Origin of the sequence: Streptomyces antnestii, from assembly GCF_004005495.1 — a bacterium.
In the GTDB taxonomy this organism is placed as follows: Bacteria; Actinomycetota; Actinomycetes; order Streptomycetales; family Streptomycetaceae; genus Streptomyces; species Streptomyces antnestii.
The window spans coordinates 35,035-59,812 of record NZ_RZYA01000024.1 but is presented as its reverse complement, the minus strand read 5'-3'; the positions used below and the strand labels follow the sequence as shown (position 1 = coordinate 59,812).

The window sequence follows — 24,778 nt, the reverse complement described above, 5'->3', positions numbered from 1 at the left end:
TGACCCCCTCGCGCCGTGGTACGGTTTGAACACAACGGCGCGGGGTGGAGCAGCTCGGTAGCTCGCTGGGCTCATAACCCAGAGGTCGCAGGTTCAAATCCTGTCCCCGCTACTGCAGGCGAAGGCCCGGATCCTGATCATTCAGGATCCGGGCCTTCGTCATGTGCTCACAAGCGTGTGTGCGTGCGAAGCGTGCTTCTCCCGGGGGTAGTTGAGGTTTTTGTGTTTCACTTATCTCCCTGTGGGCAAGTCGACAAAACGCTGTAGTGACCTCAATGGCTGCGGTATACCCGGTGTACCCAGGTTGCAGGTGGTGCGACGATGAACGTTATGGGGGACAAGGCAACTCTGTTGGAGACAGGGCGGTTTGCGCAGCCGGCCGACCGGGAGGAACCCGGGGCGGCCGCGGAGGAAGAACGCCATCGGCCGGCGGCCGAGTCCGGCGACGTCGAGGCGATGAGTGTCCTCGGAGCCATGCTGCTGCGCCGCGGTGACCTCGACGGCGCCGAGCCGCAGCTGCGCGCCGCCACGGCCGCGGGCGACCGCGCCGCCGCCAACAACCTCGGTGTTCTCCTTCACCAGCGCGGATACGCGGACGAGGCCGCCGGCTGGTGGCGGATCGCCGCCGTGGCCGGCTCGGCGGCCGCCGCGCACGCGCTCGGCCGCCACCACCGCGAGCGCGGGGACGAGCCCGCCGCCGAGTACTGGCTGCGCCAGTCCGCCGAGCAGGGTCACGCCCTCGGCGCCTACGCCCTCGCCGACCTCCTCGAACACCGCGGCGACGCCGGCGCCGAGCGCTGGATGCGCGCCGCCGCCGAGCACGGCCACCGCGAGGCGGCCTACCGGCTCGCCCGCACCCTCGACCGCCGCGCCGCACAGCAGCGCCCTGAGGGGGCTCTACGCGCCGAGACCGGTGCCTCCGGTGATCCGACCGCGACCGGAACCCGCAGGAAACTGCCCCCGGCCGCGGAGGCCGAGCAGTGGTACCGGCAGGCCGCCGCGCGCGGACACCGCCGGGCCGCCCTGCACCTCGGCGCGATCCTGGAGCGGCGCGGCGAGCTCAAGGAAGCCGGCCGCTGGTATCTGAACTCCGCCAAGGACGGCGAGGCGCGGGCCGCGTGCGCGCTCGCGTTCCTGCTGCGCGACGCGGGCGACGAGGAGAGCGCGGCCGTCTGGTGGCTGCGCGCCGCCCAGGACGGCGACGGCAACGCGGCGAACGCGCTCGGCGCCCTGCACGCCCAGCGCGGTGAGACCCAGACCGCGGAGCGCTGGTACCGCGCGGCCATGGACGCAGGCGACATCAACGGCGCGTACAACCTCGGGCTGCTCTGCGCCGAGCAGGGCCGCACCGCGCAGGCCGACCAGTGGTACCGGCGTGCCGCCTACGCCGGCCACCGCGAGGCGGCGAACGCGCTGGCCGTACTGCTGCTCCAGGGCCGCGACGCGGCGGGCGCCGAGCCGTGGTTCTCCAAGGCGGCCGAGGCGGGCAGCGTGGACGCCGCCTTCAACCTCGGCATCCTGCACGCGAGCCGGGGTGACCAGGGCGCCGCCCTGCAGTGGTACGAGCGGGCTGCGGCGGGCGGGCACACCGAGGCCGCGCTGCAGGCCGGGATCGCCCGGCTGCGCGACGGTGACGAGCAGGCCGCCGAGCGTCACCTGCGGTGCGCGGCGGGTGGGGGCAGTGCGGAGGGCGCGTACCGGCTGGCGACCGTCCTCGACGCGCGGCAGCCGCCGCCCGGGCCGCCTGCGCTCGGCGAGTGCGTCAGTGAGCGCGCCGAGTGCGAGGAGTGGTACGAGCGGGCCGCCGAGCAGGGGCACCGGCGTGCGCAGGTGCGGGTCGGGATGCTGGCCGCGGCGCGGGGTGACGTGGTGTCCGCGGCGCGGTGGTACCGGGAGGCCGCGGAGGCAGGATCGCGGAACGGTGCGTTCAATCTCGGGCTGCTGCTCGCCCGCGAGGGGAGCGAGCCGGAGGCCGCGCTGTGGTGGACGCGGGCCGCTGACGCGGGGCACGGGCGGGCGGCGCTTCGGCTTGCGCTGCTCTGTGCTCGGCGCGGGGATCTGGTCGAGGGGCAGCGGTGGGCGCATCGGGCTGTCGAGCTTGGGCCTCCGGAGGTTGCGGAGCGGGCTGGGCGGTTGCGGGACGCGTTGCGGTCGGAATTGTCCGCGTAGGGCTTGCGCGGGCCGGGGCCGTCGGGCGGGTGCGGGCCGGTGGGTCGGTTTGTGCCCACCCTCCCCCACTCTCGGCTTCGCTCGAGCGGGGGGACCCCCATCGCCGTGCGGAACGCCTGCCCACAAACCAGTTAAGGCGGGGTAACCAGTTGAGGCGCGGTAAGCGATTTGCGCTGGTCGGGGGGCCTCGCGTAGAGTCTGGTTCACCGACGCGGGGTGGAGCAGCTCGGTAGCTCGCTGGGCTCATAACCCAGAGGTCGCAGGTTCAAATCCTGTCCCCGCTACTGAAGGCCTGAGGCCCGGAACCATTGGTTCCGGGCCTCAGCTCTGTTTCAGGGCCGGTGGCCCACCGCCTCCCCGTACAGCGCCCGGTCCACGACCTTGCTCTCCGGGAGCGGGGCGCCCTTGGAGACGCCCGCCGTCCGGTACGCAGCCTGCAGCCGGTCCGTCGTGCCCGACCTGATCTCCCAGTCCATGTGCAGCGACGGCGTCGACTCCAGTACGGCCTTGTCCGTCTTGAGGAGCCTGGCCAGGTCGGCGACGAACGCCGGGTCCTTCTTGTAGTCGCCCGCGAAGTACGTGTTGACCGTACGGATGTACGCCCGCAGGAGCGCGACCCCGGCGTCCGGGTCCTCCGTCAGGAGCTTCGGGCCGTACAGGAGGCCGCCGAGGGGTTCGCCGGCGGGCTGGCCGCCCAGGAACGCGTACCGCTTGTCGCCGTCGACCTTGCGCCACACCGGGTCGAGCAGCCAGGCCGAGTCGACCCCGCCGTTCTGGAGCGCCGTCAGCACGTCCGCCGCGCCGAGCTGCTGGAACTGGATCTTGTCGAGGCCGCCGCCGTGCTTCTTCAGGGCCTTGTCCATCGGGTACGAGATGACCGAGCCCTTGCCGATCATCGTGCCGAGCCTGCGTCCCGCCATCGACACGTGGTCCGGACTCTCACCCTTCTTCAGGCGCACCCACAGACCGCTCCTGGACTTCGGGTCGGAGGAGAAGTTCGAGGCGACCCACTTGATGTCGAAGCCGCCCGCGATGCCGTTCATCACGGCGGCCTCGGGGGCGGCCCACTGCGCGTCGATGTCGCCCTTGGCCAGGAGCGGCAGCGCGTCCGGGGTCGGCAGGACCTTCAGGGTGACGTCGAGGCCCTCCTTCTTGAACTCGCCCTTCTCCAGGGCCATTTCGAGAGGGGCCACGTACTCGGCGCTCAGGGTGCCCGTCGCGATGGTGAGCTTGCGGGTCTTCGCGAGTTTGACGGGGGCGGGCGTGCCCTTGGCACAGCGGGCCGGGGCGCGGTCGGGGGACAGGTCCGACGGGTCGGTCCAGCCGTTCTTCTCGCAGCCCGCGACCGCTTTGACCGCGCGGGGCTTCGCGGGCCCGTCCGAGTTCGCCTCGGTCTTGGCGCAGCCGGCCGAGGTGAGCAGGGCGCCGGCCGCGAGCAGGGTCGTACAGATGAGTCTGGTGCGCATGGAGCCTCCGTACGGGAAGGGGCGGGGAGGAGGTCAGGGGGGGGAGAGCAGGGAGGAGGTCAGGGGGGAGGTCAGGGACGGACGGGGTCAGGACTGGCCGCGGCCGCGGTCGCGCGGGGCCCACGGGGTGAGCAGCCGGCCCGCGATCCGCACCAGTTCGGAGAAGACGACGCCGAGGACGGCGACGCAGACGATGCCGACGAACATCACGTCGTTCTGGAAGAGGGCGCGGGCGTCGAAGATCAGGTGGCCGAGGCCGTTCGTGGCCGCGATCTGCTCGGAGGCGACGATCACCAGGACCGCGACGCCCGCCGCGATACGGGCGCCGACCAGCACGGCCGGCAGGGACGCGGGCAGCAGGACGTGCCGGAACATCTGCCACGGCGAGGCGCCGAAGACCTGCCCGGCGTCCCGGTGGCCGGCGGGGACGGCGAGCACGGCCGCCATCGTGGAGATCCACACGAAGAAGAAGACGGTCGCCGCGACGAGCGCGATCTGGGGGCCCTCTCCGAGTCCGAACATGTTCAGGAAGACCGGCAGCAGGGCCAGCTTCGGGACGACGTACAGCGCGTCCAGCATCGGTTCGAGGGCGGCGCGGACGACGGAGAGCGAGCCCATCAGGAGGCCGAGGGCGTATCCGGTGACCGTGCCGATCGCGTATCCGGCGAGTACGCGCTTGAGGGTGGCCCACACGTCCGGCCACAGTTCGCCGTCCGCCGCGCGGTGCCAGCCGTCGGCGAGGATCGTGGACGGCGCCGGGTAGACGCGGTCGTCGATCCATGACTGGGTGGCGGCGAGCTGCCAGAGCAGGATCAGGGCGAGGGGGACGGCGACGGCGAGCGAGAGTTCGAGGGTGCGGCGCCTGCGGTGGGTGCGGGCGGGGTGGAGTTCCTGCGGGCCCGGCCGTCTGACCAGGAGCCGGGTGTCCTCCTTCGGGGTCGTGGTCGTCATGCCGGGACCACCTCGTCGCGGCGGACCTCGCCCCGCAGCAGGTCCCACAACTCGCCCTTCAGCGCGGTGAATTCGGGCGTCGCGCGGATGTCGCCGGTGCGCGGGCGCGCGAACGGCGGGCGGCGCTCGGCGATGATGCGGCCCGGCCGGGCCGACATGACGAGGACGCGGTCGCCGAGCACGATCGCCTCCTCCAGGCTGTGGGTGATGAAGAGGGTGGTGGTGCGGGTGGTCTGGGTGAGGTCGAGGAGCTCGTCCTGGAGGATCGTGCGCAACTGGGCGTCCAGGGCGGCGAACGGCTCGTCCATCAGCAGGATCTCGGGCTCGACGGCGAGCGCGCGGGCGATGGCGACGCGCTGGCGCATGCCGCCCGACAGGGCGGACGGATAGGCGTCCGCGAAGTCGGCGAGTCCCATGCGGGAGAGCCAGTCGGTGGCGCGGGCGTCGGCCTCGCGGCGGGGGACCTTCTGGATGTCGAGGCCGAAGCGGACGTTGGCCTGGACGGTCTTCCAGTCGTAGATCCCGTAGTCCTGGAAGATCATCGCGGCCGGGCGGTCGCTGTCGGTGCGGATGGCGAGCTCGCCCGAGGTGGGGCGCAGCAGGCCGGCGGCGATGCGCAGGAGGGTGGACTTCCCGCAGCCGGAGGGGCCGACTACGCAGGTGAACTCGCCGGGGGCGACGGTGAGGTCGAGCGGGCCGAGGGCCGCCACCGTGCGGTGGCCCCGTCCGAACGACCGGGTGAGTGTGCGGGCCTGGAGTTTGGGGTGCGGATGTCCCACGGGTTCCCTCCCAGGGTGCGGCGGAGGTGGGCGCCGCCGACGATATGACGGGTCGTCAGATTGGGGAAGGGGGCGGGTTGTTGAGATACGTACCAAGGGGGCGTACTAGAAGGCGTACGAGAAGGGTGCGCGAAGAGGGCCCGCACCGGTCGGTGCGGGCCCTCTTCGGAGGAGTCGTGTGCGCTACGCCGCCGCGCAGCTCGGGCAGACGCCGCGGTACGTGACCTCGACGTCCGAGATCGTGAAGCCGAAGCGCTCGGAGTCGGGGAGGTCGGTGAGCGGGTTGCCGCTCGGGTGGACGTCCCGGATGGCGCCGCACCGCGCGCAGACCAGGTGCTGGTGCGGGCGGTGTGCGTTCGGGTCGTAGCGCTTGGCGCGCTTGTCCGTGGCGACCTCGATGACCTCACCGAGGGAGACCATCTCGCCGAGCGTGTTGTAGACGGTCGCGCGGGAGATCTCGGGGAGCTTGGCGACGGCGCGCGCGTGCACCTCGTCGGCCGTCAGGTGTACGTGGTCTCCGTCGAGGACCTCGGCCACGACGCGCCGCTGCGCGGTCATGCGCCAGCCGCGTCCGCGCAGTCGTTCCAACAGGTCACTCATGAGGGTCAGCCTAACAGGCGGGGAACCAGGTCCCGAACGGGTGTGACTTTGGATAGCTCCTTGACTTAGACAATGTCCATTGTAGGATCGAGGCCAGGCTTTGGCCAAGAGGAACACAAGAGGGAGGGCCGAAGCCGGGGGACAGGACTCGCAGGACCAGTAGGACTCGACGCAGGAGGCGCACGTGACGTCGCAGGGACCGCTCACCACGGAGGCCGGCGCGCCGGTCGCCGACAACCAGAACAGCGAGACCGCGGGCATCGGCGGGCCGGTGCTGGTCCAGGACCAGTCGCTCCTGGAGAAGCTCGCCCACTTCAACCGCGAGCGCATCCCGGAGCGCATCGTGCACGCCCGCGGCGCCGGCGCCTACGGCACGTTCACGCTGACCCGGGACGTCTCGCGGTGGACGCGGGCCAAGTTCCTCTCCGAGGTGGGCAAGCAGACCGAGACGTTCCTGCGGTTCTCCACCGTCGCGGGCAGCCTCGGCTCGGCCGACGCCGTGCGGGACCCGCGCGGCTTCGCGCTGAAGTTCTATACAGAGGAGGGCAACTACGACCTCGTCGGCAACAACACCCCGGTGTTCTTCATCAAGGACGCCATCAAGTTCCCCGACTTCATCCACACGCAGAAGCGCGACCCCTACACGGGCAGCCAGGAAGCCGACAACGTATGGGACTTCTGGGGCCTGAGCCCCGAGTCGACGCACCAGGTCACCTGGCTCTTCGGTGACCGTGGCATCCCGGCGACGCTGCGCCACATGAACGGGTACGGCTCGCACACGTACCAGTGGAACAACGAGGCCGGCGAGGTCTTCTGGGTCAAGTACCACTTCAAGACCGACCAGGGCATCAGGAACCTCACCGCCGACGAGGCCGCGAAGCTCGCCGGTGAGGACCCGGACTCGCACCAGCGCGACCTGCGCGAGGCCATCGAGCGCGGCGAGTTCCCGTCCTGGACCGTGCAGGTGCAGATCATGCCGGCGGCCGACGCGGCGACGTACCGCTTCAACCCGTTCGACCTCACCAAGGTGTGGCCGCACGCGGACTACCCTCCGATCGAGATCGGCAGGCTGGAGCTCAACCGCAACCCGGAGAACATCTTCGCCGAGGTCGAGCAGAGCATCTTCTCGCCCGCCCACTTCGTGCCGGGCATCGGCCCGTCCCCCGACAAGATGCTCCAGGGCCGCCTCTTCGCGTACGGCGACGCGCACCGCTACCGCGTCGGCATCAACGCCGGCCACCTGCCGGTGAACCGGCCGCACGCCACCGAGGCGCGCACCCACTCCCGTGACGGGCACCTGTACGACGGCCGGCACAAGGGCGCGAAGAACTACGAGCCCAACTCCTTCGGCGGCCCCGCCCAGACGGACCGGCCGCTGTGGGTGACGTCCGCCGTCACCGGCGGCACGGGCAGCCACGAGGCCCCCTCGCATGCCGAGGACGACGACTTCGTGCAGGCGGGCGACCTGTACCGCCTGATGTCCGAGGATGAGAAGGCCCGCCTGATCGAGAACCTCTCGGCGAACATCGCGGGCGTCTCCCGCGACGACATCGCCGAGCGCGCGATCGGCAACTTCCGTCAGGCGGACGGTGACTTCGGCAAGCGCCTGGAGGTCGCGGTCCAGGCCCTTCGCGGCTGACGGGACGCCTGCCGTAGGCAGAGGGCCGGCTCCTTCGGGGGCCGGCCCTCTTCGCGTACGGCCGTCAGCTCACCAGGGTCGAGGGGTGGCGGCGGGCCGGGGCCCAGCAGCGGATGATGTCGCGGACCGAGACGATGCCGACCGGCTCGTGGTCGTCGAGCACGATGAGGTGCCGGAAGCCGCCGTGCGCCATGGCCTCGGCGGCCTCCTGGAGCGTCCACGCCGGGGAGGCGAAGACGACGTCGGTCGTGGTGTGGGTGCCGGCTGTCTCGTGGTCCGGATTCTGGCCGAGGCCGAGTGAGTTGAGGATGTCGCGCTCGGTCAGAATGCCGATGCCGCAGGTGTCGGGGTCGAGGACGACCGCCGCGCCGACGCGGCGCTCGGACATCAGACGGGCCGACCTGCGCAGCGTGTGGGCGGGGCCGATGGTGAGGACCATCGTGCTCATGGCGTCGCGGACGAGCATGGGCGTGAGCCACCTCCTTGGTGAACCCGCGACCTCCGGGATGCCGAAGGATTGCCTCCGGTCCCGACCTGGAGAACGGATTCACAAGTTCACAAGTGGGGGGACTCTCAGAGTCGCAGCCGAAGGGGCCGTCAACAAGGGGGCGCGAAGGGTCCGTTGCGCCGCTTTTGAGCTTCCGCGCGCGGTTGCGGCGCGACGCTCGGCATTCAAGTAGCGGCGCTCAGGCCTTCAGGCAGTGGCTGCAGGCAGCGGTGGCGCTCAGGGCTGCAGGCAGCAGCGGCGCTCAGGGCTGCAGGTAGCTGAGCAGCTCGCCGTGGAGGAGGCCGTTCGACGCCGCCGCGTTGCCGCTGTGCGGGCCGTGGCGTCCGTCGAGCCCGGTGAAGACGCCGCCCGCCTCCGTCACGATGATCGCGTTCGCCGCCATGTCCCACAGGGAGAGCTCGGGCTCCGCCGCCATGTCGACCGAACCCTCGGCGACCATCATGTACGGCCAGAAGTCGCCGTACCCGCGCGTGCGCCAGACCGCGCGCGTGAGGTCGAGGAAGCCGTCGAGCCGGCCCTGCTCCTCCCAGCCGCTGAGCGAGGAGTACGCGAACGACGCGTCCGCGAGGCGCCCGACCTTGGAGACCTGAAGGCGCGAGGCCGACGTCAGGCTGCGCCCCGTGTACGCGCCCGCACCCTTGGCGGCCCACCAGCGGCGGCCGAGCGCGGGCGCGGAGACGACGCCGACGACGGGCTGGTAGCCGCCCTCGCCCGCCTCCATCAGCGAGATGAGCGTGGCCCACACCGGCACCCCGCGCACGTAGTTCTTGGTGCCGTCGATCGGGTCGATGACCCAGCGGCGCGGGCCCGTGCCCTCGATGCCGTACTCCTCGCCGAGGATCGCGTCCCGCGGCCGTGCCCGCTGGAGCTGGCCGCGGATCAGTTCCTCCGCGGCCTTGTCGGCCTCGCTCACCGGCGTCATGTCCGGTTTGGTCTCGACCTTCAGGTCGAGGGCCTTGAACCGGTCCATGGTCGCGGCGTCGGCGGCGTCCGCGAGGACGTGGGCGAGACGCAGATCATCGTGGTAGTCGGGCATGGGTGAACAGTATCGATCGAGGTCGCCCTCGGGCCACAGGGGACATCGGATGGCCGCCCGAGAGGGCTCAGTGCGCCGAGCCCGACAGCTGGAGGCCGATCACGCCGATGATCACCAGCGAGATCGAGACGATCTTGAGGACGGACACCAGGTCGTCGAGGAAGACCATGCCGTAGATCGCGGTGCCCGCCGCGCCGATGCCCGTCCACACCGCGTACGCGGGCCCGACGTCGAGCTTGCGCAGCGCGAGGGTGAGGAGGCCGAAGCTGCCGAGGGCGAAGCACGAGAACGCGATGGTCGGCCAGAGGCGGGTGAAGCCGTGCGAGAGCTTCAGGCAGACCGCGAAGCCGGTCTCCAGAATCCCCGCCACGATGACGAGCAGCCACGCCATGTGCTTGCCTCCAGCATCTTCGACTTCCGTGACCGCTCGGGGCCGTCCCCACCGTCTCGATCTTGGGCCCGGCCTGCGCGCGATTATGCACTTACCGGCACGGCACGGGCGCAAACAACGCTGAGGTCAGTCGCCCTCGCGCCGCTCCCGCGTCGCGAGCAGCCTCCTCAGGGAGTAGAGACGCGCGGGATCCGCGTGTCCCTGAGCGACCCACTCGTCGAGCGCGCAGTCCTGCTCGTCGTGGCTGCACGCGCGCGGACAGTTCGCCGTGCCCGGCTCCAGGTCGGGGAAGGCGTGGATGACGCGCGACGGGTCGACGTAGTGGAGGCCGAAGGAGCGCACGCCCGGGGTGTCGATCACCCAGCCGCTGTCGTCGGGCAGCGGCAGCGCGAGCGCGGACGTCGTGGTGTGCCGGCCGCGCCCGGTGACCGCGTTGACGTGACCCGTCGTACGGCGGCTGCCCTTCGGTACGAGGGCGTTGACCAGGGTCGTCTTGCCGACGCCGGAGTGGCCCACGAACACGGTGATCTTGCCGTCGAGCTGCTCGCGCACGCGCGCGACCGCCGCCCCGCTCTCCAGCTCGTCCCGGCTGGTGACGACGTAGGGGACGCCCAACGCCCCGTACAGCTCCAGGAGTTTGTCCGGCGGGTCGAGGTCCGACTTGGTGAGGACGAGCAGCGGGTCGAGGCCGCTGTCGTACGCGGCGACCAGACAGCGGTCGATCATGCGCGGGCGCGGCTCGGGGTCGGCGAGGGCGGTGACGATGGCGAGCTGGTCGGCGTTGGCGACGACCACACGCTCGTACGGGTCGTCGTCGTCGGCCGTGCGGCGCAGGACGGAGGAGCGCTCGCCGATGCGGACGATGCGGGCGAGGGTGTCCTTCTTGCCGGACAGGTCGCCGACGACGGAGACCTGGTCACCGACCACGGCCGCCTTGCGGCCCAGCTCGCGGGCCTTCATCGCGATGACCGGGACGTCGTCGATGAGGACGGTGAGGCGGCCCCGGTCCACGGTCAGGACCATGCCGTCGGCGGCGTCCTCGTGCTTCGGGCGGATGTTCGTGCGCGGGCGGTTGCCCTTGCGGTTGGGGCGGACGCGGATGTCGTCCTCGTCGGGGTTCTTGCCGTAGCGGCGCATGATCTCGATCCGCCCGTCAGTTCCCCAGCATCCCGGCCCACAGGTCGGGGAAGTCCGGCAGAGTCTTGGCCGTCGTCCCCACGTTCTCGATCTCCACGCCCGGCACGGCGAGCCCGATGATCGCGCCCGCGGTGGCCATGCGGTGGTCGTCGTACGTGTGGAAGGTCCCGCCGTGCAGGGGGCGCGGGCGGATGTGCAGGCCGTCGGCGGTCTCGGTGACGTCGCCGCCCAGCTCGTTGATCTCCTTGGTGAGCGCGGCCAGGCGGTCCGTCTCGTGCAGGCGCAGGTGCGCGACGCCCCGGAGCGTGGAGGGGGAGTCGGCGAGGGCCGCGACCGCCGCGATGCCCGGCGTCAGCTCGCCGACCTCGCTCAGGTCGACGTCGATGCCGTGGATCGAGCCGGACCCGGTGAACTCCAGGCCCTTCTCGGTCAGTTCGCAGGAGCCGCCCATCTCGGTGAAGATCTCGCGCAGCCGGTCGCCGGGCTGCGTGGTGTGCTCGGGCCAGTCGGGGACGGTGACCGTGCCGCCGGTGACCAGGGCCGCGGCCAGGAACGGCTGGGCGTTCGACAGGTCGGGCTCCACCGTCAGATCACGGCCGAGCAGCGCGCCCGACGTGACCCGCCAGACGTTCGGCTCGCCGCCGGACTCCGGGGTGTCGACCTGGGCGCCGACCGTGCGGAGCATGTCGACGGTCATCCGGATGTGCGGCATCGAGGGCAGCGGGCCGCCGACGTGGCGCACCTCGACTCCCTGGTTGAAGCGGGGGCCGGACAGCAGGAGGGCGCTGACGAACTGGGACGACGAGGACGCGTCGATCTCGACCCGGCCGCCGTCGAGGGCGCCGACGCCGTGCACGGTCATCGGGAGCGAGCCGCGGCTGTCGTCGTCGATCCGGGCGCCGAGGACGCGCAGCGCGTCGATCACGCCGTTCAGCGGCCGCTCGTAGGACCGGGGGTCGCCGTCGAAGCGCACCGGGCCGTCGGCGAGCGCCGCGACCGGGGGCAGGAAACGCATCACCGTGCCGGCGTTGCCCACGTCCACCGTGGCGGGCCCGTGAAGCCCCGAAGGGATGACGCGCCAGGCCTCGCCCGAACCGTCCGGGCCCACGCCCTCCTCGATGCCGACGCCCATGGCGCGCAGGGCGGCCGCCATCAGGAGAGTGTCGCGCGAGCGGAGCGGGCGGCGCAGCCAGCCGGGCTCGGCGGCGAGGGCGGCCAGGACGAGCGCGCGGTTGGTGACCGACTTCGATCCCGGCACATGGACCGTCGCGGAGACGGGGCCGCTCGCGTGCGGGGCGGGCCAGAGGTCGGTGTGCGCGGGGTTTTCGGTCATGCCTTTACTTTAGTGGGCTCAGGCGATCGGACCGGATCACGCGCCCCCACCCGGGGACAGGGGGAGCTCAGAGGCCCAGCAGCCAGCGCCCGCCGCCGATCAGCGAGCACAGTGACACCGCGTGGAAGAAGAACAGCCACATGCCCGCCGGTACGTGGGTGAGCCGGGACAGCTGGTCCGCGTCGGAGTCCCCGGCCCCGCCCCGCCGGCGCTTGCTCTGCAGCTCGAACGCGGGCCGCACGCCGCCCAGGAGCAGGAACCACACGACGACGTAGCCGAACGCCGCCTGCACCTGCGGGCCCGCCAGCCAGGACACGAGCACGAAGACGCCGCCCGTCACGATCACGGTCAGGGCGCCGTACGCGTTCCTGATCATCACGAGCAGCGCCACCAGCAGGGCCGTGGCCAGCCACAGGAGGGCCGTGATGTGCCCGGCGGAGAGCAGCGCGGCGCCGCCGAGGCCGAGCAGCGGGGGAGCGGTGTAGCCGGCGGCCGCGGTCAGGATCATGCCGAGGCCCGACGGCTTGCCGCGGCTGACGGTGAGGCCGCTGGTGTCGGAGTGCAGCCTGATGCCGTCGAGACGGCGCCCGGTGAGCAGGGCCACGATGCCGTGCCCGCCCTCGTGGGCGATGGTGATCGCGTTGCGGGAGAGCCGCCATATGTTGCGGGGGACGATCGCGGCGAGCGCGAGCGCCGCTGTGGCGAACACCACCCACTGGTCCGGGTCGGGCTGGCTGCCGAAGACCCGGTCCCACAGGTCGGCGGCGCCGGTACTCGCGATGACGTACATGGTGGGGGAAGGCTCCCTCTGGTCGGCCGGATTCTGGCACTGTGGCACGTATGTGCGGACGGTATGCATCGAGTCGTAGGCCCGAGGATCTCGCAGGAATCTTTGAGATCGAGAAGTGGGAGCCCGAGGAGGCCCTCGCGCCCGACTACAACGTGGCCCCGACCAAAGAGGTCTACGCGGTTCTCGACCGCCCTGTGAAGGACGCCGCCGACCGGAATCCGGTTCGCCAGCTGCGCACCCTCAAGTGGGGCCTCGTCCCGTCGTGGGCGAAGACCCCCGAGGGCGGCGCCCGGATGATCAACGCGCGCGCCGAGACGGTGTACGAGAAGCCGAGCTACCGCCGGGCCTTCGCGAGCCGGCGCTGCATCCTGCCAGCCGACGGCTATTACGAGTGGGTGACCGGGGACGCCGAGCGCGACCTGGAGGTCGAGGGCAAGAAGAAGCGGCCCCGCAAGCAGCCCTACTTCGTGACGCCCGCCGACGGCTCCGTCTTCGCGATGGCCGGCCTGTACGAGTTCTGGCGCGACCGCACCCTGCCCGACGAGCACCCCCTCGCCTGGTGGGTGACGTGCACCGTGATCACCACCGAGGCGGAGACCGCGCCGCTCGCGGTGGCGCCCGCCGAGGGCCCCCGCTCGCTCGCCGACATCCACCCCCGGATGCCGCTGATGCTCACCCCGGACCGCTGGGACGCCTGGCTCGACCCGTTCCGCACCGACGTCGACGACCTGAGGCCGCTGCTCGCGCCGCCGCCGGAGGGCCTGATGCGGGCGTATCCCGTGTCGACGTCGGTCAGCAACGTACGCAACAACGGGCCGGAGCTGCTCAAGGAGCTGGAGGGGCCCGAAGAGGGCACACTTTTCTGACGTGACCCAGAAAGCTTCTGATGTGCCCAGGAACACGTCCCGTAACGAGCCCCGTAGCGAGCTCGTCGAGACCGACGCCGGTGAGGCGCGTATCACCTGGCATCCGGCGCCCGCGAAGAAGGCCCGGCTCGTCCTGGCGCTCAGCCACGGCGCCGGCGGCGGCATCGAGGCGCGCGACCTGAAGGCCATCGCCGCCGAGCTGCCCGCCCACGGCGTGAGCGTCGCGCTCGTCGAGCAGCCGTGGCGCGTGGCCGGCAAGAAGGTGGCGCCCGCGCCGAAGACCCTGGACGTGGGCTGGCGCGGCGTGTGGCCCGCCCTGGCGCGGCCCGGGCTCCCGGTCGTCGCGGGCGGGCGCAGCGCGGGCGCGCGCGTCGCGTGCCGCACGGCGGTGGAGCTCGGCGCGGCCGGCGTCCTCGCCCTGAGCTTCCCGCTGCATCCGCCGGGCCGCCCCGAGAAGTCCCGCGCCGACGAACTCCTCGGCGCCGGGGTCCCCACCCTCGTCGTCCAGGGCGGCAACGACCCTTTCGGGAAGCCGGCCGAGTTCCCCGACTCGACCGCTTACGAACTCGTCGAAGTCCCTTACGGGGACCACGGGTTCGCGGTGCCGAAGCGGGCGGACATCGGGCAGGACGAGGCCGTCGCCCTCATCACGGACGCCGTCGTGAAGTGGGCCGGATCACTCGCATAGCACCTGGGAATGTTGCGCGGCGCACTTCTGTTGTGCGGAGCAGATGGCGTGCGAACGCTGTCGAAGATTTTGCGACAACGTACGAGTCTTACGAGAGGAAGTCCGCCGCATGGGTTCGACCATCTGCCCGAGCCGCAGCAGCGCCGCTGACCTGGAGTGGAGCGTGCTGCACGCGGCGAAGACCGCCCCCATTCGGGCGGCGGGGGGACCGGATCGTCGTCTATCCTCCGTTTCGAGTGGGGTCCCGTTCGGCCCCGCGACGTCGTTGGAGGAGGTGGGTCCGGTCACAGGGACCGACGCAGGTACCGAACGCGGCCAGGCGGAAGAGCCCGAGGAGTCCGCGACGGAGCGCAATGCGCGCTTCGAGCGGGACGCGCTCACGTTCCTCGACCAGATGTACTCGGCTGCGCTGCGCATGACGCGCAACCCGGCCGACGCCGAGGACCTGGTGCAGGAGACCTACGCGAAGGCGTACGCGTCGTTCCACCAGTTCCGCGAGGGCACCAACCTCAAGGCGTGGCTGTACCGCATTCTCACGAACACGTTCATCAACTCGTACCGCAAGAAGCAGCGCGAGCCCCAGCGCAGTGCTGCCGAGGAGATCGAGGACTGGCAGCTGGCGCGCGCCGAGTCGCACATGTCGACCGGCCTGCGTTCCGCCGAGTCGCAGGCGCTCGACCACCTGCCCGACTCGGACGTGAAGTCGGCGCTCCAGGCGATCCCCGAGGAGTTCCGCATCGCGGTCTATCTGGCCGACGTAGAGGGCTTTGCGTACAAGGAGATCGCGGACATCATGGGTACACCCATCGGTACGGTGATGTCCCGGCTGCACCGGGGCCGTCGCCAGCTGCGCGGCATGCTCGAGGACTACGCCCGCGACCGTGGGCTGGTCCCGGCCGGCGCCGGCGAGTCGAACGAAGCGAAAGGCTCGGGCTCATGAGCTGCGGAGAGCCGCACGAGACGGATTGCAGTGAAGTCCTCGACCATCTCTACGAGTTCCTCGACCACGAGATGCCGGACAGCGACTGCACGAAGTTCGAGACGCACTTCGAGGAGTGCTCTCCGTGCCTGGAGAAGTACGGCCTGGAGCAGGCCGTGAAGAAGCTGGTCAAGCGGTGCTGCGGCCAGGACGACGTACCGACCGACCTGCGGTCGAAGGTCATGGGCCGCATCGAGCTCATCCGGTCCGGGCAGGCCGTGCCCGACCAGGACGTGACGGCCTCGGCACCGAAGCTCCGGGAAGCCTGAACGGCCCTGATCCTCTAAAGCACTGCATCGGCGGGACGTGACGGCGGTACGTCACGTCCCGCCGCCGTTCCGTGCCGCTGTCACCCGAATGTGCTAATCCGCCGCCGGTGGCCCGGGCAATCCTCGCGATGCCGCCCGCGCACCCGTCCCCTCGCCCTATTCTCCGGAAGCTGAAGCGGACACGGGGAGGGGACTCGGCATGCGGACGGTTCCGCCTCTGGCCCTCGGCTGCGTCCTGTGCGCGGTCGCCGGCGCCCTCGTGTGCGCCGCCCCCGCCGCCGGCCCCACGACCCCGTGGCCCGCCGTCGCCCTCCTCGCCGCCCTGTACGCCGCGTGCGAACACGCGGGCCGGTGCCGCGTGATCGGGCGACGCGTGCCGCAGGGCATGGGCACCTTCTTCCCCGTCCTGCTCGCCGGGGCGTTCCTCCTGCCGCCGGCGGCCGCCGCCCTCGTCGCCGTGCCCGGCGCGCTCCTCGCCACGACCGACCGGCGCCCGGCCGCCCCCCGCCGCGCCTGGCGCGCCGCCCAGCTGGCCCTCGCCACCTGGGCCGCCGCCCGTGTCCACGCGGCGCTCGGCGGCACCGCGGCGGTGTCCGCGCCCCACTTCCCGTACGCCCTCGTGCCCGCCGGAGCGGCCGTCCTGGTGTTCTGCGCCGTCCTCGCCCTCCTGGACGGCGCGATCCTCGCCGCCGCCGAACGCGTCCCGCTGCGGGCCGCCTGGCGCGGTCTGTTCCCGCGGGCCCTCGCCCCCGTCGCCGTGCACGGCCTGGCGGGCCTCATGATGGCCGTCCTGTGGCGCAGCCCCTACGGGCCCCTCGCGGCGCTGCTCGTGCTGCTGCCGATGTACATCTCCTGCTGGGTGTTCGCCCAGTACCACCGCGAGCGCGCCGCCCACCAGGCGACGATCCGGGCGCTCGTGCAGGCCGTCGACATCAAGGACGGCTACACGCGCGGCCACAGCGAGCGGGTCGGCCAGGCGTCCATGATGATCGCCCGCGAACTCGGCATGGCGGACGAGCGGGCCGAGGTCCTCAGGTTCGCCGGGATCCTGCACGACGTCGGCAAACTCGGCGTCCCCACCCGTCTGCTGCGCAAGGACGGCCCGCTGACCCCCGAGGAGCGGCGCGTCATCGAACTGCACCCCGAGTACGGGCACGAGATGGTGCGCGGCATCGGATTCCTCGGAGAGGCACGGGCGGCGATCCTGCACCACCACGAGCGGATGGACGGCAGCGGCTACCCCTACGGGCTCACCGGGTCGCAGATCCCGGAGTTCGCGCGGGTGGTGGCCGTCGCCGACGCCTTCGACGCCATGACGTCCACCCGGTCCTACTCGCGGGCCCGGCCCGTCGACGCCGCGCTCGCCGAGCTCTCCCGGTGCGCGGGCGCGCAGTTCGACCCGCAGATGGTCGGGGCGCTCGTGCGGGCGCTCGGGCAGCACGGGTGGCGCCCCGCCGTGACGGCGGACGAGCCCGCCCCTCAGCTGCCGGGTCCCCGCGCCGCGCGGCGGGCGGCTCCGCGTTGACCTGGGCGGAGGCCCCCGGGACGCGGAGCGGCCGGGCGCTCACCACGACCGTGGCCGTCCATGGGCTCGCACTCGCGCTCACCGCCGCCGCGGTCGGCGGCACCCTCTGGACCGGCGTCGAGGAACCGGGGACGGCCCTCGCCTTCGGCGTGTTCATCGCCGTCGGCGAACTCGCCCGCTGGGGATCTCCCGGAGGGGACCGGGAGCCCGCACCCCTGGGGGCCGCCGGCGCGCTCGCGTACGCCCTGCTCGGGGAGACGGCGGGGCGGGCCACGCACCACGGGGCGCTCCAGGTCGTCGCCGTGGTCGTCGCGGCGGGGCTCGTCGGCTGCGTGCCGCACCTCGCACGCGGGCGCGGGCCGTCCGCCGACCACATGGCACGGCGCGTCCTCACCGTCGCGTTCGCCGCCGTCTGCTTCCAACCCCTCTACAACCAGGGCCGGTTCGGCGCCTGGTTCGGCGACGGCGCCGCCTACGCCCTGCTCCTCGTTCTGCTCCTCGTCCTGACCGCCCTGTGCGACGCCGTACTCGCCGCCGTCATGGCGCACGCCCGCACCGGCTGGCCGTTCGGGCCGCTGCTCAGGGACGAGCTGCGGGCCATGATCGGCATCGGCTCGGCGGTGGGCGCGACCGGCGCCGTCATGGCCCTCGCCGTGGCCGTCGCAGGACTGTGGGCCCTGCCCGTCTTCTGCCTCCCCCTGCTCCTCACCCAGCTCGCCTTCCGCCGGTACGCCGCCGTGCGGACCACGTACCGGCAGACCATCACGTCGCTGGCCCGCGCCACCGAGATCGCCGGCTACACACCGCAGGGTCACGCGCTGCGCGTGGCGGCGCTCAGCCGCGCCGTGGGCCGCGACCTCGGCCTGTCCGAACCCGGCCTCACCGTCCTGGAGTACGCCGCCCTCATGCACGACATCGGGCAGCTGTCCCTCGTCGACCCCATCGCCGACGGCGCCACCGCCGCCCTGCCCGCCCAGGAGCAGCGCAGGATCGCGCTGCTCGGGGGGGCCGTCGTGCGCCAGACGGGTGTGGATGCCGAGGTCGCCGTCGTCGTCGAGCGTCAGGCCGACCCCTACCGTGAGCAGCCTCTCAGTGCCAGGATCGTCCGTACCGCCAACGCATACGACGAGATGGCCCGGGGAGAAGGCCCCCAGGGCTCCCTCACCGCCCTGGAGAGGCTGCGTCTCGCGACGGGGCGCGATCACCAGCCGGATGTGGTGGAATCCCTGGCCAGGGTCGTGTCGAGGGGCGGGGTGACCCTGCCTCCCGCGGGGTAACCCATGGGTAATGAGCGACTGTCCGGCCGTACGTGGTTGGATGCGAAGAAGAGGATGTCCGGGGGCTCCGGCCCCGGCCGTGCTCTGAGGGGGAAGGCCCCCCGAGGGCACTGCCCCCCGGACCGACAGGCGGGAATGCAGGCGGGAATCGTGAGGATCTTCGGCAAGGGACGGCACCGGCCCTCCGCCTCATGGCGGCAGGCCACCGATCGGGCGTTCACGCTCATCGGCGACGGCCGGTACGAGGACGCCGGCGCGCTGCTCACCCGGGCCGCCGACCTCGAGCCGTGGCTGTCCGAGTCGTGGTTCAACCTCGCCCTGCTGCACAAGTTCCGGCACGACTGGGAGCAGGCGCGGGCCGCGGGCCTGCGCGCGGTGGCCCTCCTGGAGCGCGAGTCCGGCGCCCCCGACTGGTGGAACGTGGGCATCGCGGCCACCGCCCTGCAGGACTGGCCGCTCGCCCGGCGGGCCTGGCAGGCGTACGGACTGAAGGTGCCGGGCGGCGCGACCGCCGCCGGCGAGCCCACCGGGATGGACCTGGGCAGCGCGGCCGTGCGGCTTTCGCCGGAGGGGGAGGCCGAGGTGGTGTGGGGGCGCAGGCTCGACCCCGCCCGTATGGAGGTCCTGTCGATCCCGCTGCCGTCCTCCGGGCGCCGCTGGGGCGAGGTCGTCCTGCACGACGGAGTGCCCCACGGCGAGCGGACGACGGCCGCCGGGCACGCGTACCCCGTCTTCGACGAGATCGAACTGTGGGCTCCCTCGCCCGTCCCCACCTGGGTCGTCCTCCTGGAGGCCGCGACCGAGGCCGACCGGGACGCGCTGGAGCAGCTCGCCTCCGACGCCGGGTTCGCCGCCGAGGACTGGTCGTCCTCCGTGCGGCTGCTGTGCCGGATGTGCTCCGAGTCGCGGATGCCGTCCGACGAGGGCGACGGCGAGCACCTGGACCCGCACGACCACAGCGAACCCGGCCATCCGGGACCGCTCGGCCACCGCACCGACGGCCAGCTGTGGGTGCCCGAGCGCGAGTGTGGCGTCGCGGCGCCCGCGTCGCTCGTGCGGGGGCTGCTCGACGGCTGGGTCGCCGACAGCCCGGACTCCAGGGACTGGCGGGACCTCGAAGAAGTCTGCTGAGTGACCTGCTGGGCGGTCCGCTGGGCGGTCTGCTGAGCGGTGTGCTGAGCGATCCCCGTAGTCTGTACCCCTGAATTTCCCCCGTAGCAGGCACCGGAAGGCGTACGTCGGACATGGCGCAGCAGGACACCGAGCACGAGCACGCCGGAGTGCTCCCCGTGGACGACGAGGGATTCGTCCTCGACACCGAGGACAACGCCGCCCGCGAGGAGGCCGCCGTCGCGCGCGGTACGGCGCGGCCGATCACCGTCGTCGGGAACCCCGTCCTGCACAAGGAGTGCAAGGACGTCACCGAGTTCGGCGACGAGCTGGCGCAGCTGGTGGACGACATGTTCGCCAGCCAGCGCGCCGCGGAGGGCGTGGGCCTCGCCGCGAACCAGATCGGCGTCGACCTGAAGGTCTTCGTCTACGACTGCCCGGACGACGACGGTGCGCGTCACACCGGTGTGGTCTGCAACCCGGTGCTCCAGGAGCTGCCGGCCGACCGGCGCCGCCTCGACGACGGGAACGAGGGCTGCCTGTCCGTGCCGACGGCGTACGCCGAACTCGCCCGCCCCGACTACGCGGTGGTGACCGGGCAGGACGAGAAGGGCAACCCGATCAAGGTCCGGGGCACGGGCTTCTTCGCGCGCTGCCTCCAGCACGAGACGGACCACCTGTACGGGTACCTGTACATCGACCGCCTCTCCAAGCGTGAGCGCAAGGACGCCCTGAAGCAGATGGCCGAGGGCACGCCCCGCTACGAGGTCGTCCCCAACGACTGATGCGGGAGGGCCCGTTGGGCCCTGAGCACATCCGAGTGACACGAGCGGCGTCCGGCCAGGGTTCACCTGGCCGGGTGCCGCTCGCGTGTGTGTGCCTCCGGCCACCCCCGGGCGGTCAGGTGTGCGAACCGGATCAGCCGCCGATGATCCAAAATCAGTCATCTAAGGGGACTTTTCCGGCGTGTGGGGGTAGTGAGGGGAGCAAATCCGTTCCCAGAACGGTCAGTTGTAGTGCTGAATAGAAAGTGCGGGGATACGCAACGGCGCGCGCCCGGCACAGCGAAGGGGCGCATGCCACCAGGCGGCTGAGAGGGGTTTGTTCGTGCCTGCTTTCTCACACAGCACTTCACGGACTCGGGTGCAGACACGCGCGCAGACACAGACGCAGACAGCGGTCCCACCGGCGCTCGCGCTACCGGTGATCGAGGAGGCGTTTCCTCGCAATCTGCATCCGTATTGGCCGAAGCTTCAGGAGAAGACGAGGTCCTGGCTGCTGCAAAAGCGGCTCATGTCGCCGGACAAGGTGGAGAAATATGCCGACGGCCTGTGCTACACCGACCTCATGGCGGGCTACTACATAGGCGCCCCCGACGATCTCCTCTCCGCGATTTGTGACTACAGCGCGTGGTTCTTCGTCTGGGACGACCGCCACGACCGCGACGTGATCCACGGGCGGACCGGAGCCTGGCGGCGCCTCGCCGTGCAGCTGCACGCGGCACTCGAGGCACCTCAGCTCCATCTGCACCACAAGGACCCGCTGGTGGCGGCCTTCGCGGACAGTATGGTCCGGTTGAACGGCTCGCTGACCCGGACCTGGAACGCCCGCTTCGCCCGCCACTTCCACGTGGTGATCGACGCGTACGACCAGGAATTCCGGAACCGGACCACGGGCGCGGTCCCCACGGTCGAGGAATACATCGAGCTGCGGAGGAATACCTTCGCGCACTGGATATGGCTCGATCTCCTCGAACCGACAGCCCAGTACGAACTCCCGGAAAAGGTCCTGGAAAGCGCCGCCTACCGGCGCGCCGCGCTCGCGTGCCAGGATTTCGCGGCCTGGTACAACGACCTCTGCTCACTGCCCAAGGAACTCGCGGGCGATGAACTCCACAATCTCGGGATCAGCCTCATCCACCACGAGGGGCTTTCGCTCGAAGAGGCCGTCGAAGAAGTCCGCCGAAGGGTCCAGGAATGCATTTCCGAATTCCTGGAGGCCGAGCCGGAAGTTCTCCGGATGGCGGACGAGGCGGCGGACGGGACTTTAGCGGGAGAGAGCCTCGCGGTGGCGCTCAGGTCATGCGTCTCCAATATGCGGAACTGGTTCAGTTCCGTGTACTGGTTCCACCACGAGTCGGGCCGCTATCAGGTGGACAGCTGGGACGACCGGGCCACCCCTCCGTACATCAGCGACCAGGCAGGTGACGAATGAGCGTCGAATCGGCAGAATCCTCGATTCCGGCCGGCGCGCAGGCCGCGCGTCGGCGCACGCCGCCGTACGCCGGTGGTGGCGCGCCCCTCCTCGGGCACGCCTGGAACCTCGTGCGCGACCCGCTCGCCTTCGTCGCCGGACTGCGCGACCACGGCGACCTCGTCCGCCTCCGGCTCGGCCCGAAGACGGCCTACGCGGTCTGCGACCCGGACCTCGTGGCCGCCCTCCTCAAGAGCCCCGACTACATGGTCGGCGGGCCCCTCTGGGAGACCCTCGGAGTCCTTCTGGGCAAGGGCGTGGCGACCAGTAACGGCTCGGTGCACCGGCGCCAGCGGCGCACCATCCAGCCCGCGTTCCGGCTGGACCGCATCGCCGACCACGCCGCCGTGATGGAGGAGGAGGCGCGCGCCATGGCGGCGCGCTGGAAGCCCGGCGACACGGTCGACATCGGCGCCGAGGTGTTCCGCACCGCGGTCCGCATCGTCGCCCGCTCGGTCCTGCACGTCGACTCGGTCGACGAGCGGGCCGACCGGCTCAGCTCCTCGCTGCACACCGTCTTCAGCGGTCTGTACCGGCGCATGGTGCTGTCCGTCGGACCGTTCTATCGGCTGCCACTTCCGGCCAATCGCCGATTCGAGCGGGCACTGGCCGATTTGCATCGCCTCGTCGACGAGATCATTGCCGAGCGGCGCGCGTCCGGGGTCAATCCGGGCGACCTGCTCGCGGCATTGCTCGGCGCCGAGGACGAGAATGGCCATTCTGTCTCCGAGCAGGAGGTGCACGACCAGGTCGTCTCGCTCGTCGTGGCCGGCGCGGAGAATGTCGCGTCCACCCTCACTTGGGCGTTCCACCTCCTCGCGGAACACCCCGGGCAGGAAAGCCGGTTGCACGACGAGGTTGAATCCGTGACGGGTGGTAGGCCCGTCGCATTTGCCGACCTCAAAGACCTCGTGCATACGCGCAATGTCATCACGGAGGCGATGCGTGTACGGCCCGCCGTATGGATATTGACGCGGCAGGCCGCCGTCGATACCGAGCTCGGCGGCTATCACATTCCGGCCGGGTCGGACATCGTGTACAGCCCCTTTGCGATGCAGCGCGATCCGCGGTCCTTCCGTGACCATCTGGAGTTCGACCCCGACCGCTGGCTGCCGGAACGCGCCGCGGAAGTGCGGCAGAGCGCGATGATGCCGTTCAGCGTCGGCAACCGGAAGTGCCCCGGCGATCACTACAGCATGGCCGAACTGGCCATCATCCTGGCCACGGTGACGCCCCGGTGGCGGCTGGTTCCCGCCCCGGAGACGGACACGACGCCCCGGATCGGCATCACGCTCCAGCCCAAGCGGGCACTGCTGCGGGTCGAGCGCCGCTGACTCGGAGACCCGGTCTTCCGGGGGTCGTGACCGGCCCCCGGAAATCCGGGAGCGGCACGCCAACAGGCCGCTGATACTGGCGCGATGAGCAGATACGTAGGAGTCGTCGTCATCGCCCGATGGGCTCAGGAGGTGATGGAGCCACTGACTCGTCCCGACAGCGACCGCGAGTGGCACCAGTGCTTCACCCCCGCCGAAGTGGGCATGTCGGACGCCTGGACCATCGAGTTCACGCGCCGCAACTGGGACGGACTCCTCGCCCACCTGGAGTCCCTGCCCTGGCCGTGTCCGGAGACGGTGCAGGTGCTCATCGGTGGCGAGGACGACGACTGCTTCGGCCTGTGGATGATGTACGGCGGCAGGCTCGTCGAGGTCCCCCTGCCGCACACCCGGCGCCACCTTGACGGCCCCGACGTCACCGGCAGTCTCACGCGCACCGACCGCTCGCCTGCGGAGCGCTGACGACGCGCACCCGGAACGTACGCCGGAAGGCGTTGGGCGTCGTGCCAAGCGCCTTCATGAACTGGTGCCGCATCGCCGCCGCGTTGCCGAAGCCGGCGCGGCTCGCGATCGCCTCCACCGTCTCGTCCGTCCGCTCCAGCAACTCCTGGGCGCGCAGCACGCGTTGGCGCAGGAGCCAGCGGTACGGCGTCGTCCCCGTCTCCTGCTGGAAGCGGCGCGCGAACGTACGCGGCGACATATGGGCGCGCGCCGCGAGCTCCTCGACCGTGAGCGCCTGGTCCAAGTGCCGCTCCATCCACGCCAGTACGCCGCCCACCGTGTCACAGGGAGTGACGGGCAGGGGGCGCTCCACGTACTGCGCCTGCCCGCCGTCGCGGTGCGGCGGGACCACCATGCGGCGCGCGATCGCGTTGGCGACCTCGGCGCCGTGCTCCTTGCGGACGATGTGCAGGCAGGCGTCGATGCCGGCGGCGGTGCCCGCGGAGGTGATGACCGGGTCCTCGTCCACGTACAGGACGTCGGGGTCGACGCGGGTGCGCGGGTGGCGCACCGCCAGTTCGGCCGCGTACCGCCAGTGCACCGCGCAGCGCCGGCCGTCGAGCAGCCCGGCCGCGCCGAGCACGAAGACGCCGGAGCAGACGCTGAGCACGCGCGTGCCCCGGTCCACGGCCCGGCGCAGCGCGTCGAGCAGCTCGGGCGGATACGTGTCCGGCATGGTCGCGGCCGGTACGGCGATCAGGTCGGCCTCGTCGAGCCGGTCCAGGCCGTACGGCGTGGAGATGGTGAAGCCGGCGTGGGTCGTGAGCGTCGGCCCGGCGGCGGAGACGACCGCGAAGTCGTAGACCGGCAGCCCCTCGTCACTCCGGTCGAGCCCGAACACCTCGCAGACCACGCCGAGTTCGAACGGGTGCGCCCCGTCGAGCAGTACCGCGGCGACGTTTTTCAGCATGCTCTTCAGTGTGCCGCAGAGTTGGCAGTAATTCGAGGGTCAGTGACAGTCCTGCCACTGCCGCGCCCGCTCGCACGGCGCGAAAGTAGAGCCATGAACACAGCACTGAACTACCTCACCGTCCTCGCCGTCTTCCTCCTCCTGACCGCCCCGTCCCTGTACGGCATGGCCCACGACCGCCGCATCGACCGCCAGATCGCGAAGGCGCGGCGCGAGGCCGAAGGGACCTCACGCCGCGCCGGGTTCGCCAAGGCCGCCTAGGCCCTG

25 protein-coding genes and 2 tRNA genes are annotated in these 24,778 nt (G+C 71.4%); 16 read left to right on the top strand and 11 right to left on the bottom strand.

The genetic code is table 11. The annotated features are described in order from the left end of the window. Positions 1-38 precede the first annotated feature (38 nt). From EOT10_RS34540 to EOT10_RS34530, 3 genes are all read left to right on the top strand, one after another. Positions 39-112: transfer RNA gene (locus tag EOT10_RS34540), tRNA-Met, on the top strand. Positions 113-321: 209 nt separating this feature from the next. Further along, complete coding sequence (locus EOT10_RS34535; RefSeq protein ID WP_127832331.1) at positions 322-2,169, top strand: SEL1-like repeat protein; 1,848 nt, start codon at positions 322-324, stop codon at positions 2,167-2,169. Positions 2,170-2,379: 210 nt separating this feature from the next. Next, positions 2,380-2,453 (top strand) — tRNA-Met (locus tag EOT10_RS34530). Between the two features lie 48 nt (positions 2,454-2,501). On the opposite strand, the gene EOT10_RS34525 is transcribed toward EOT10_RS34530, so the two are convergent. From EOT10_RS34525 to EOT10_RS34510, 4 genes are all read right to left on the bottom strand, one after another. Next, entirely contained in the window at positions 2,502-3,635 is a 1,134-nt protein-coding gene (locus EOT10_RS34525; RefSeq protein WP_127832330.1) for an ABC transporter substrate-binding protein, read from the bottom strand. Positions 3,636-3,722: 87 nt separating this feature from the next. Beyond that, positions 3,723-4,586, bottom strand: a complete 864-nt coding sequence (locus EOT10_RS34520; RefSeq protein WP_127832329.1) for an ABC transporter permease — start codon at positions 4,584-4,586, stop codon at positions 3,723-3,725. After that, the gene (locus tag EOT10_RS34515; RefSeq protein ID WP_127832328.1) at positions 4,583-5,365 is read right to left on the bottom strand and encodes an ABC transporter ATP-binding protein; all 783 of its coding nucleotides are present in this window, start codon (positions 5,363-5,365) and stop codon (positions 4,583-4,585) included. The genes EOT10_RS34520 and EOT10_RS34515 overlap by 4 nt, the downstream gene beginning before the upstream one ends. 183 nt (positions 5,366-5,548) lie before the next feature. Next, positions 5,549-5,965, bottom strand: a complete 417-nt coding sequence (locus tag EOT10_RS34510; RefSeq protein WP_127832327.1) for a Fur family transcriptional regulator — start codon at positions 5,963-5,965, stop codon at positions 5,549-5,551. 184 nt (positions 5,966-6,149) lie between these two features. Between EOT10_RS34510 and EOT10_RS34505 the strand changes: the two genes are divergently transcribed. Then, the gene (locus tag EOT10_RS34505) at positions 6,150-7,604 is read left to right on the top strand and encodes a catalase (RefSeq protein ID WP_127832326.1); all 1,455 of its coding nucleotides are present in this window, start codon (positions 6,150-6,152) and stop codon (positions 7,602-7,604) included. A 64-nt stretch (positions 7,605-7,668) separates the two neighbouring features. Here the strand turns inward: EOT10_RS34505 and EOT10_RS34500 are convergent, their stop codons facing one another. The 6 genes from EOT10_RS34500 to EOT10_RS34475 form a co-directional block, all read right to left on the bottom strand. Next, positions 7,669-8,070, bottom strand: coding sequence for a CBS domain-containing protein (locus EOT10_RS34500; protein ID WP_127832325.1), 402 nt, complete (start codon positions 8,068-8,070; stop codon positions 7,669-7,671). A gap of 283 nt (positions 8,071-8,353) precedes the next feature. Then, complete coding sequence (gene hisN / locus EOT10_RS34495; RefSeq protein ID WP_127832324.1) at positions 8,354-9,148, bottom strand: histidinol-phosphatase; 795 nt, start codon at positions 9,146-9,148, stop codon at positions 8,354-8,356. A gap of 67 nt (positions 9,149-9,215) precedes the next feature. Next, the gene (locus EOT10_RS34490; RefSeq protein ID WP_127832323.1) at positions 9,216-9,539 is read right to left on the bottom strand and encodes a DMT family transporter; all 324 of its coding nucleotides are present in this window, start codon (positions 9,537-9,539) and stop codon (positions 9,216-9,218) included. A 126-nt stretch (positions 9,540-9,665) separates the two neighbouring features. Beyond that, a complete protein-coding gene (gene rsgA, locus EOT10_RS34485; RefSeq protein ID WP_127832322.1) occupies positions 9,666-10,676 on the bottom strand; it encodes a ribosome small subunit-dependent GTPase A in 1,011 nt (336 codons plus the stop codon). Between the two features lie 16 nt (positions 10,677-10,692). After that, positions 10,693-12,009: a 3-phosphoshikimate 1-carboxyvinyltransferase gene (gene aroA, locus EOT10_RS34480; RefSeq protein WP_127832321.1), complete on the bottom strand. Its 1,317-nt coding sequence runs from the start codon at positions 12,007-12,009 to the stop codon at positions 10,693-10,695. Between the two features lie 67 nt (positions 12,010-12,076). Further along, positions 12,077-12,799 (bottom strand): M50 family metallopeptidase, encoded by a 723-nt coding sequence (locus EOT10_RS34475; RefSeq protein WP_127832320.1) that lies wholly within the window; start codon positions 12,797-12,799, stop codon positions 12,077-12,079. A 50-nt stretch (positions 12,800-12,849) separates the two neighbouring features. On the opposite strand from EOT10_RS34475, the gene EOT10_RS34470 reads away from it, so the two are divergent. From EOT10_RS34470 to EOT10_RS34420, 11 genes are all read left to right on the top strand, one after another. Beyond that, complete coding sequence (locus EOT10_RS34470; RefSeq protein ID WP_127832319.1) at positions 12,850-13,665, top strand: SOS response-associated peptidase; 816 nt, start codon at positions 12,850-12,852, stop codon at positions 13,663-13,665. 22 nt (positions 13,666-13,687) lie between these two features. Further along, the gene (locus tag EOT10_RS34465; RefSeq protein WP_127832392.1) at positions 13,688-14,353 is read left to right on the top strand and encodes an alpha/beta hydrolase family protein; all 666 of its coding nucleotides are present in this window, start codon (positions 13,688-13,690) and stop codon (positions 14,351-14,353) included. A 274-nt stretch (positions 14,354-14,627) separates the two neighbouring features. Then, positions 14,628-15,293 (top strand): RNA polymerase sigma factor SigR, encoded by a 666-nt coding sequence (gene sigR, locus EOT10_RS34460; protein ID WP_189492446.1) that lies wholly within the window; start codon positions 14,628-14,630, stop codon positions 15,291-15,293. Next, positions 15,290-15,601 carry a mycothiol system anti-sigma-R factor gene (rsrA, locus tag EOT10_RS34455; protein WP_127832317.1) on the top strand — a complete coding sequence of 104 codons (312 nt, stop codon included), beginning with the start codon at positions 15,290-15,292 and terminating at the stop codon, positions 15,599-15,601. Before sigR ends, rsrA begins: the two co-directional genes overlap by 4 nt. 199 nt (positions 15,602-15,800) lie before the next feature. Then, on the top strand, positions 15,801-17,126 hold the full coding sequence (locus EOT10_RS34450; RefSeq protein WP_127832316.1) for an HD-GYP domain-containing protein: 1,326 nt from the start codon (positions 15,801-15,803) through the stop codon (positions 17,124-17,126). Continuing rightward, positions 17,123-18,403, top strand: coding sequence for an HD-GYP domain-containing protein (locus EOT10_RS34445; protein WP_127832315.1), 1,281 nt, complete (start codon positions 17,123-17,125; stop codon positions 18,401-18,403). Before EOT10_RS34450 ends, EOT10_RS34445 begins: the two co-directional genes overlap by 4 nt. Before the next feature lie 150 nt (positions 18,404-18,553). Further along, the gene (locus EOT10_RS34440; RefSeq protein WP_127832314.1) at positions 18,554-19,534 is read left to right on the top strand and encodes a tetratricopeptide repeat protein; all 981 of its coding nucleotides are present in this window, start codon (positions 18,554-18,556) and stop codon (positions 19,532-19,534) included. A 113-nt stretch (positions 19,535-19,647) separates the two neighbouring features. Further along, positions 19,648-20,298, top strand: coding sequence for a peptide deformylase (gene def / locus EOT10_RS34435; protein ID WP_127832313.1), 651 nt, complete (start codon positions 19,648-19,650; stop codon positions 20,296-20,298). A 322-nt stretch (positions 20,299-20,620) separates the two neighbouring features. After that, complete coding sequence (gene cyc1 / locus EOT10_RS34430) at positions 20,621-21,727, top strand: epi-isozizaene synthase (protein WP_431313357.1); 1,107 nt, start codon at positions 20,621-20,623, stop codon at positions 21,725-21,727. Next, positions 21,724-23,100 carry a bifunctional albaflavenone monooxygenase/terpene synthase gene (locus EOT10_RS34425; protein WP_127832312.1) on the top strand — a complete coding sequence of 459 codons (1,377 nt, stop codon included), beginning with the start codon at positions 21,724-21,726 and terminating at the stop codon, positions 23,098-23,100. Before cyc1 ends, EOT10_RS34425 begins: the two co-directional genes overlap by 4 nt. Before the next feature lie 84 nt (positions 23,101-23,184). After that, positions 23,185-23,562 (top strand): hypothetical protein, encoded by a 378-nt coding sequence (locus tag EOT10_RS34420; RefSeq protein WP_127832311.1) that lies wholly within the window; start codon positions 23,185-23,187, stop codon positions 23,560-23,562. Here the strand turns inward: EOT10_RS34420 and EOT10_RS34415 are convergent. Continuing rightward, positions 23,528-24,511 carry a GlxA family transcriptional regulator gene (locus EOT10_RS34415; protein ID WP_127832310.1) on the bottom strand — a complete coding sequence of 328 codons (984 nt, stop codon included), beginning with the start codon at positions 24,509-24,511 and terminating at the stop codon, positions 23,528-23,530. The genes EOT10_RS34420 and EOT10_RS34415 overlap by 35 nt on opposite strands. 93 nt (positions 24,512-24,604) lie before the next feature. Between EOT10_RS34415 and EOT10_RS41490 the strand changes: the two genes are divergently transcribed. Next, complete coding sequence (locus EOT10_RS41490) at positions 24,605-24,772, top strand: hypothetical protein (RefSeq protein WP_189492430.1); 168 nt, start codon at positions 24,605-24,607, stop codon at positions 24,770-24,772. Positions 24,773-24,778: the final 6 nt, after the last annotated feature.

Excerpts from the sequence above, each read along its gene's own strand:
- EOT10_RS34535 (WP_127832331.1), top strand. The coding sequence starts at position 322 with ATGAACGTTATGGGGGACAAGGCAACTCTGTTGGAGACAGGGCGGTTT.
- EOT10_RS34525 (WP_127832330.1), bottom strand. The coding sequence starts at position 3,635 with ATGCGCACCAGACTCATCTGTACGACCCTGCTCGCGGCCGGCGCCCTG.
- EOT10_RS34520 (WP_127832329.1), bottom strand. The coding sequence starts at position 4,586 with ATGACGACCACGACCCCGAAGGAGGACACCCGGCTCCTGGTCAGACGG.
- EOT10_RS34510 (WP_127832327.1), bottom strand. The coding sequence starts at position 5,965 with ATGAGTGACCTGTTGGAACGACTGCGCGGACGCGGCTGGCGCATGACC.
- EOT10_RS34500 (WP_127832325.1), bottom strand. The coding sequence starts at position 8,070 with ATGCTCGTCCGCGACGCCATGAGCACGATGGTCCTCACCATCGGCCCC.
- hisN (WP_127832324.1), bottom strand. The coding sequence starts at position 9,148 with ATGCCCGACTACCACGATGATCTGCGTCTCGCCCACGTCCTCGCGGAC.
- EOT10_RS34490 (WP_127832323.1), bottom strand. The coding sequence starts at position 9,539 with ATGGCGTGGCTGCTCGTCATCGTGGCGGGGATTCTGGAGACCGGCTTC.
- rsgA (WP_127832322.1), bottom strand. The coding sequence starts at position 10,676 with ATGCGCCGCTACGGCAAGAACCCCGACGAGGACGACATCCGCGTCCGC.
- aroA (WP_127832321.1), bottom strand. The coding sequence starts at position 12,009 with ATGACCGAAAACCCCGCGCACACCGACCTCTGGCCCGCCCCGCACGCG.
- EOT10_RS34475 (WP_127832320.1), bottom strand. The coding sequence starts at position 12,799 with ATGTACGTCATCGCGAGTACCGGCGCCGCCGACCTGTGGGACCGGGTC.
- EOT10_RS34470 (WP_127832319.1), top strand. The coding sequence starts at position 12,850 with ATGTGCGGACGGTATGCATCGAGTCGTAGGCCCGAGGATCTCGCAGGA.
- rsrA (WP_127832317.1), top strand. The coding sequence starts at position 15,290 with ATGAGCTGCGGAGAGCCGCACGAGACGGATTGCAGTGAAGTCCTCGAC.
- EOT10_RS34450 (WP_127832316.1), top strand. The coding sequence starts at position 15,801 with ATGCGGACGGTTCCGCCTCTGGCCCTCGGCTGCGTCCTGTGCGCGGTC.
- def (WP_127832313.1), top strand. The coding sequence starts at position 19,648 with ATGGCGCAGCAGGACACCGAGCACGAGCACGCCGGAGTGCTCCCCGTG.
- EOT10_RS34425 (WP_127832312.1), top strand. The coding sequence starts at position 21,724 with ATGAGCGTCGAATCGGCAGAATCCTCGATTCCGGCCGGCGCGCAGGCC.
- EOT10_RS34420 (WP_127832311.1), top strand. The coding sequence starts at position 23,185 with ATGAGCAGATACGTAGGAGTCGTCGTCATCGCCCGATGGGCTCAGGAG.
- EOT10_RS34415 (WP_127832310.1), bottom strand. The coding sequence starts at position 24,511 with ATGCTGAAAAACGTCGCCGCGGTACTGCTCGACGGGGCGCACCCGTTC.
- EOT10_RS41490 (WP_189492430.1), top strand. The coding sequence starts at position 24,605 with ATGAACACAGCACTGAACTACCTCACCGTCCTCGCCGTCTTCCTCCTC.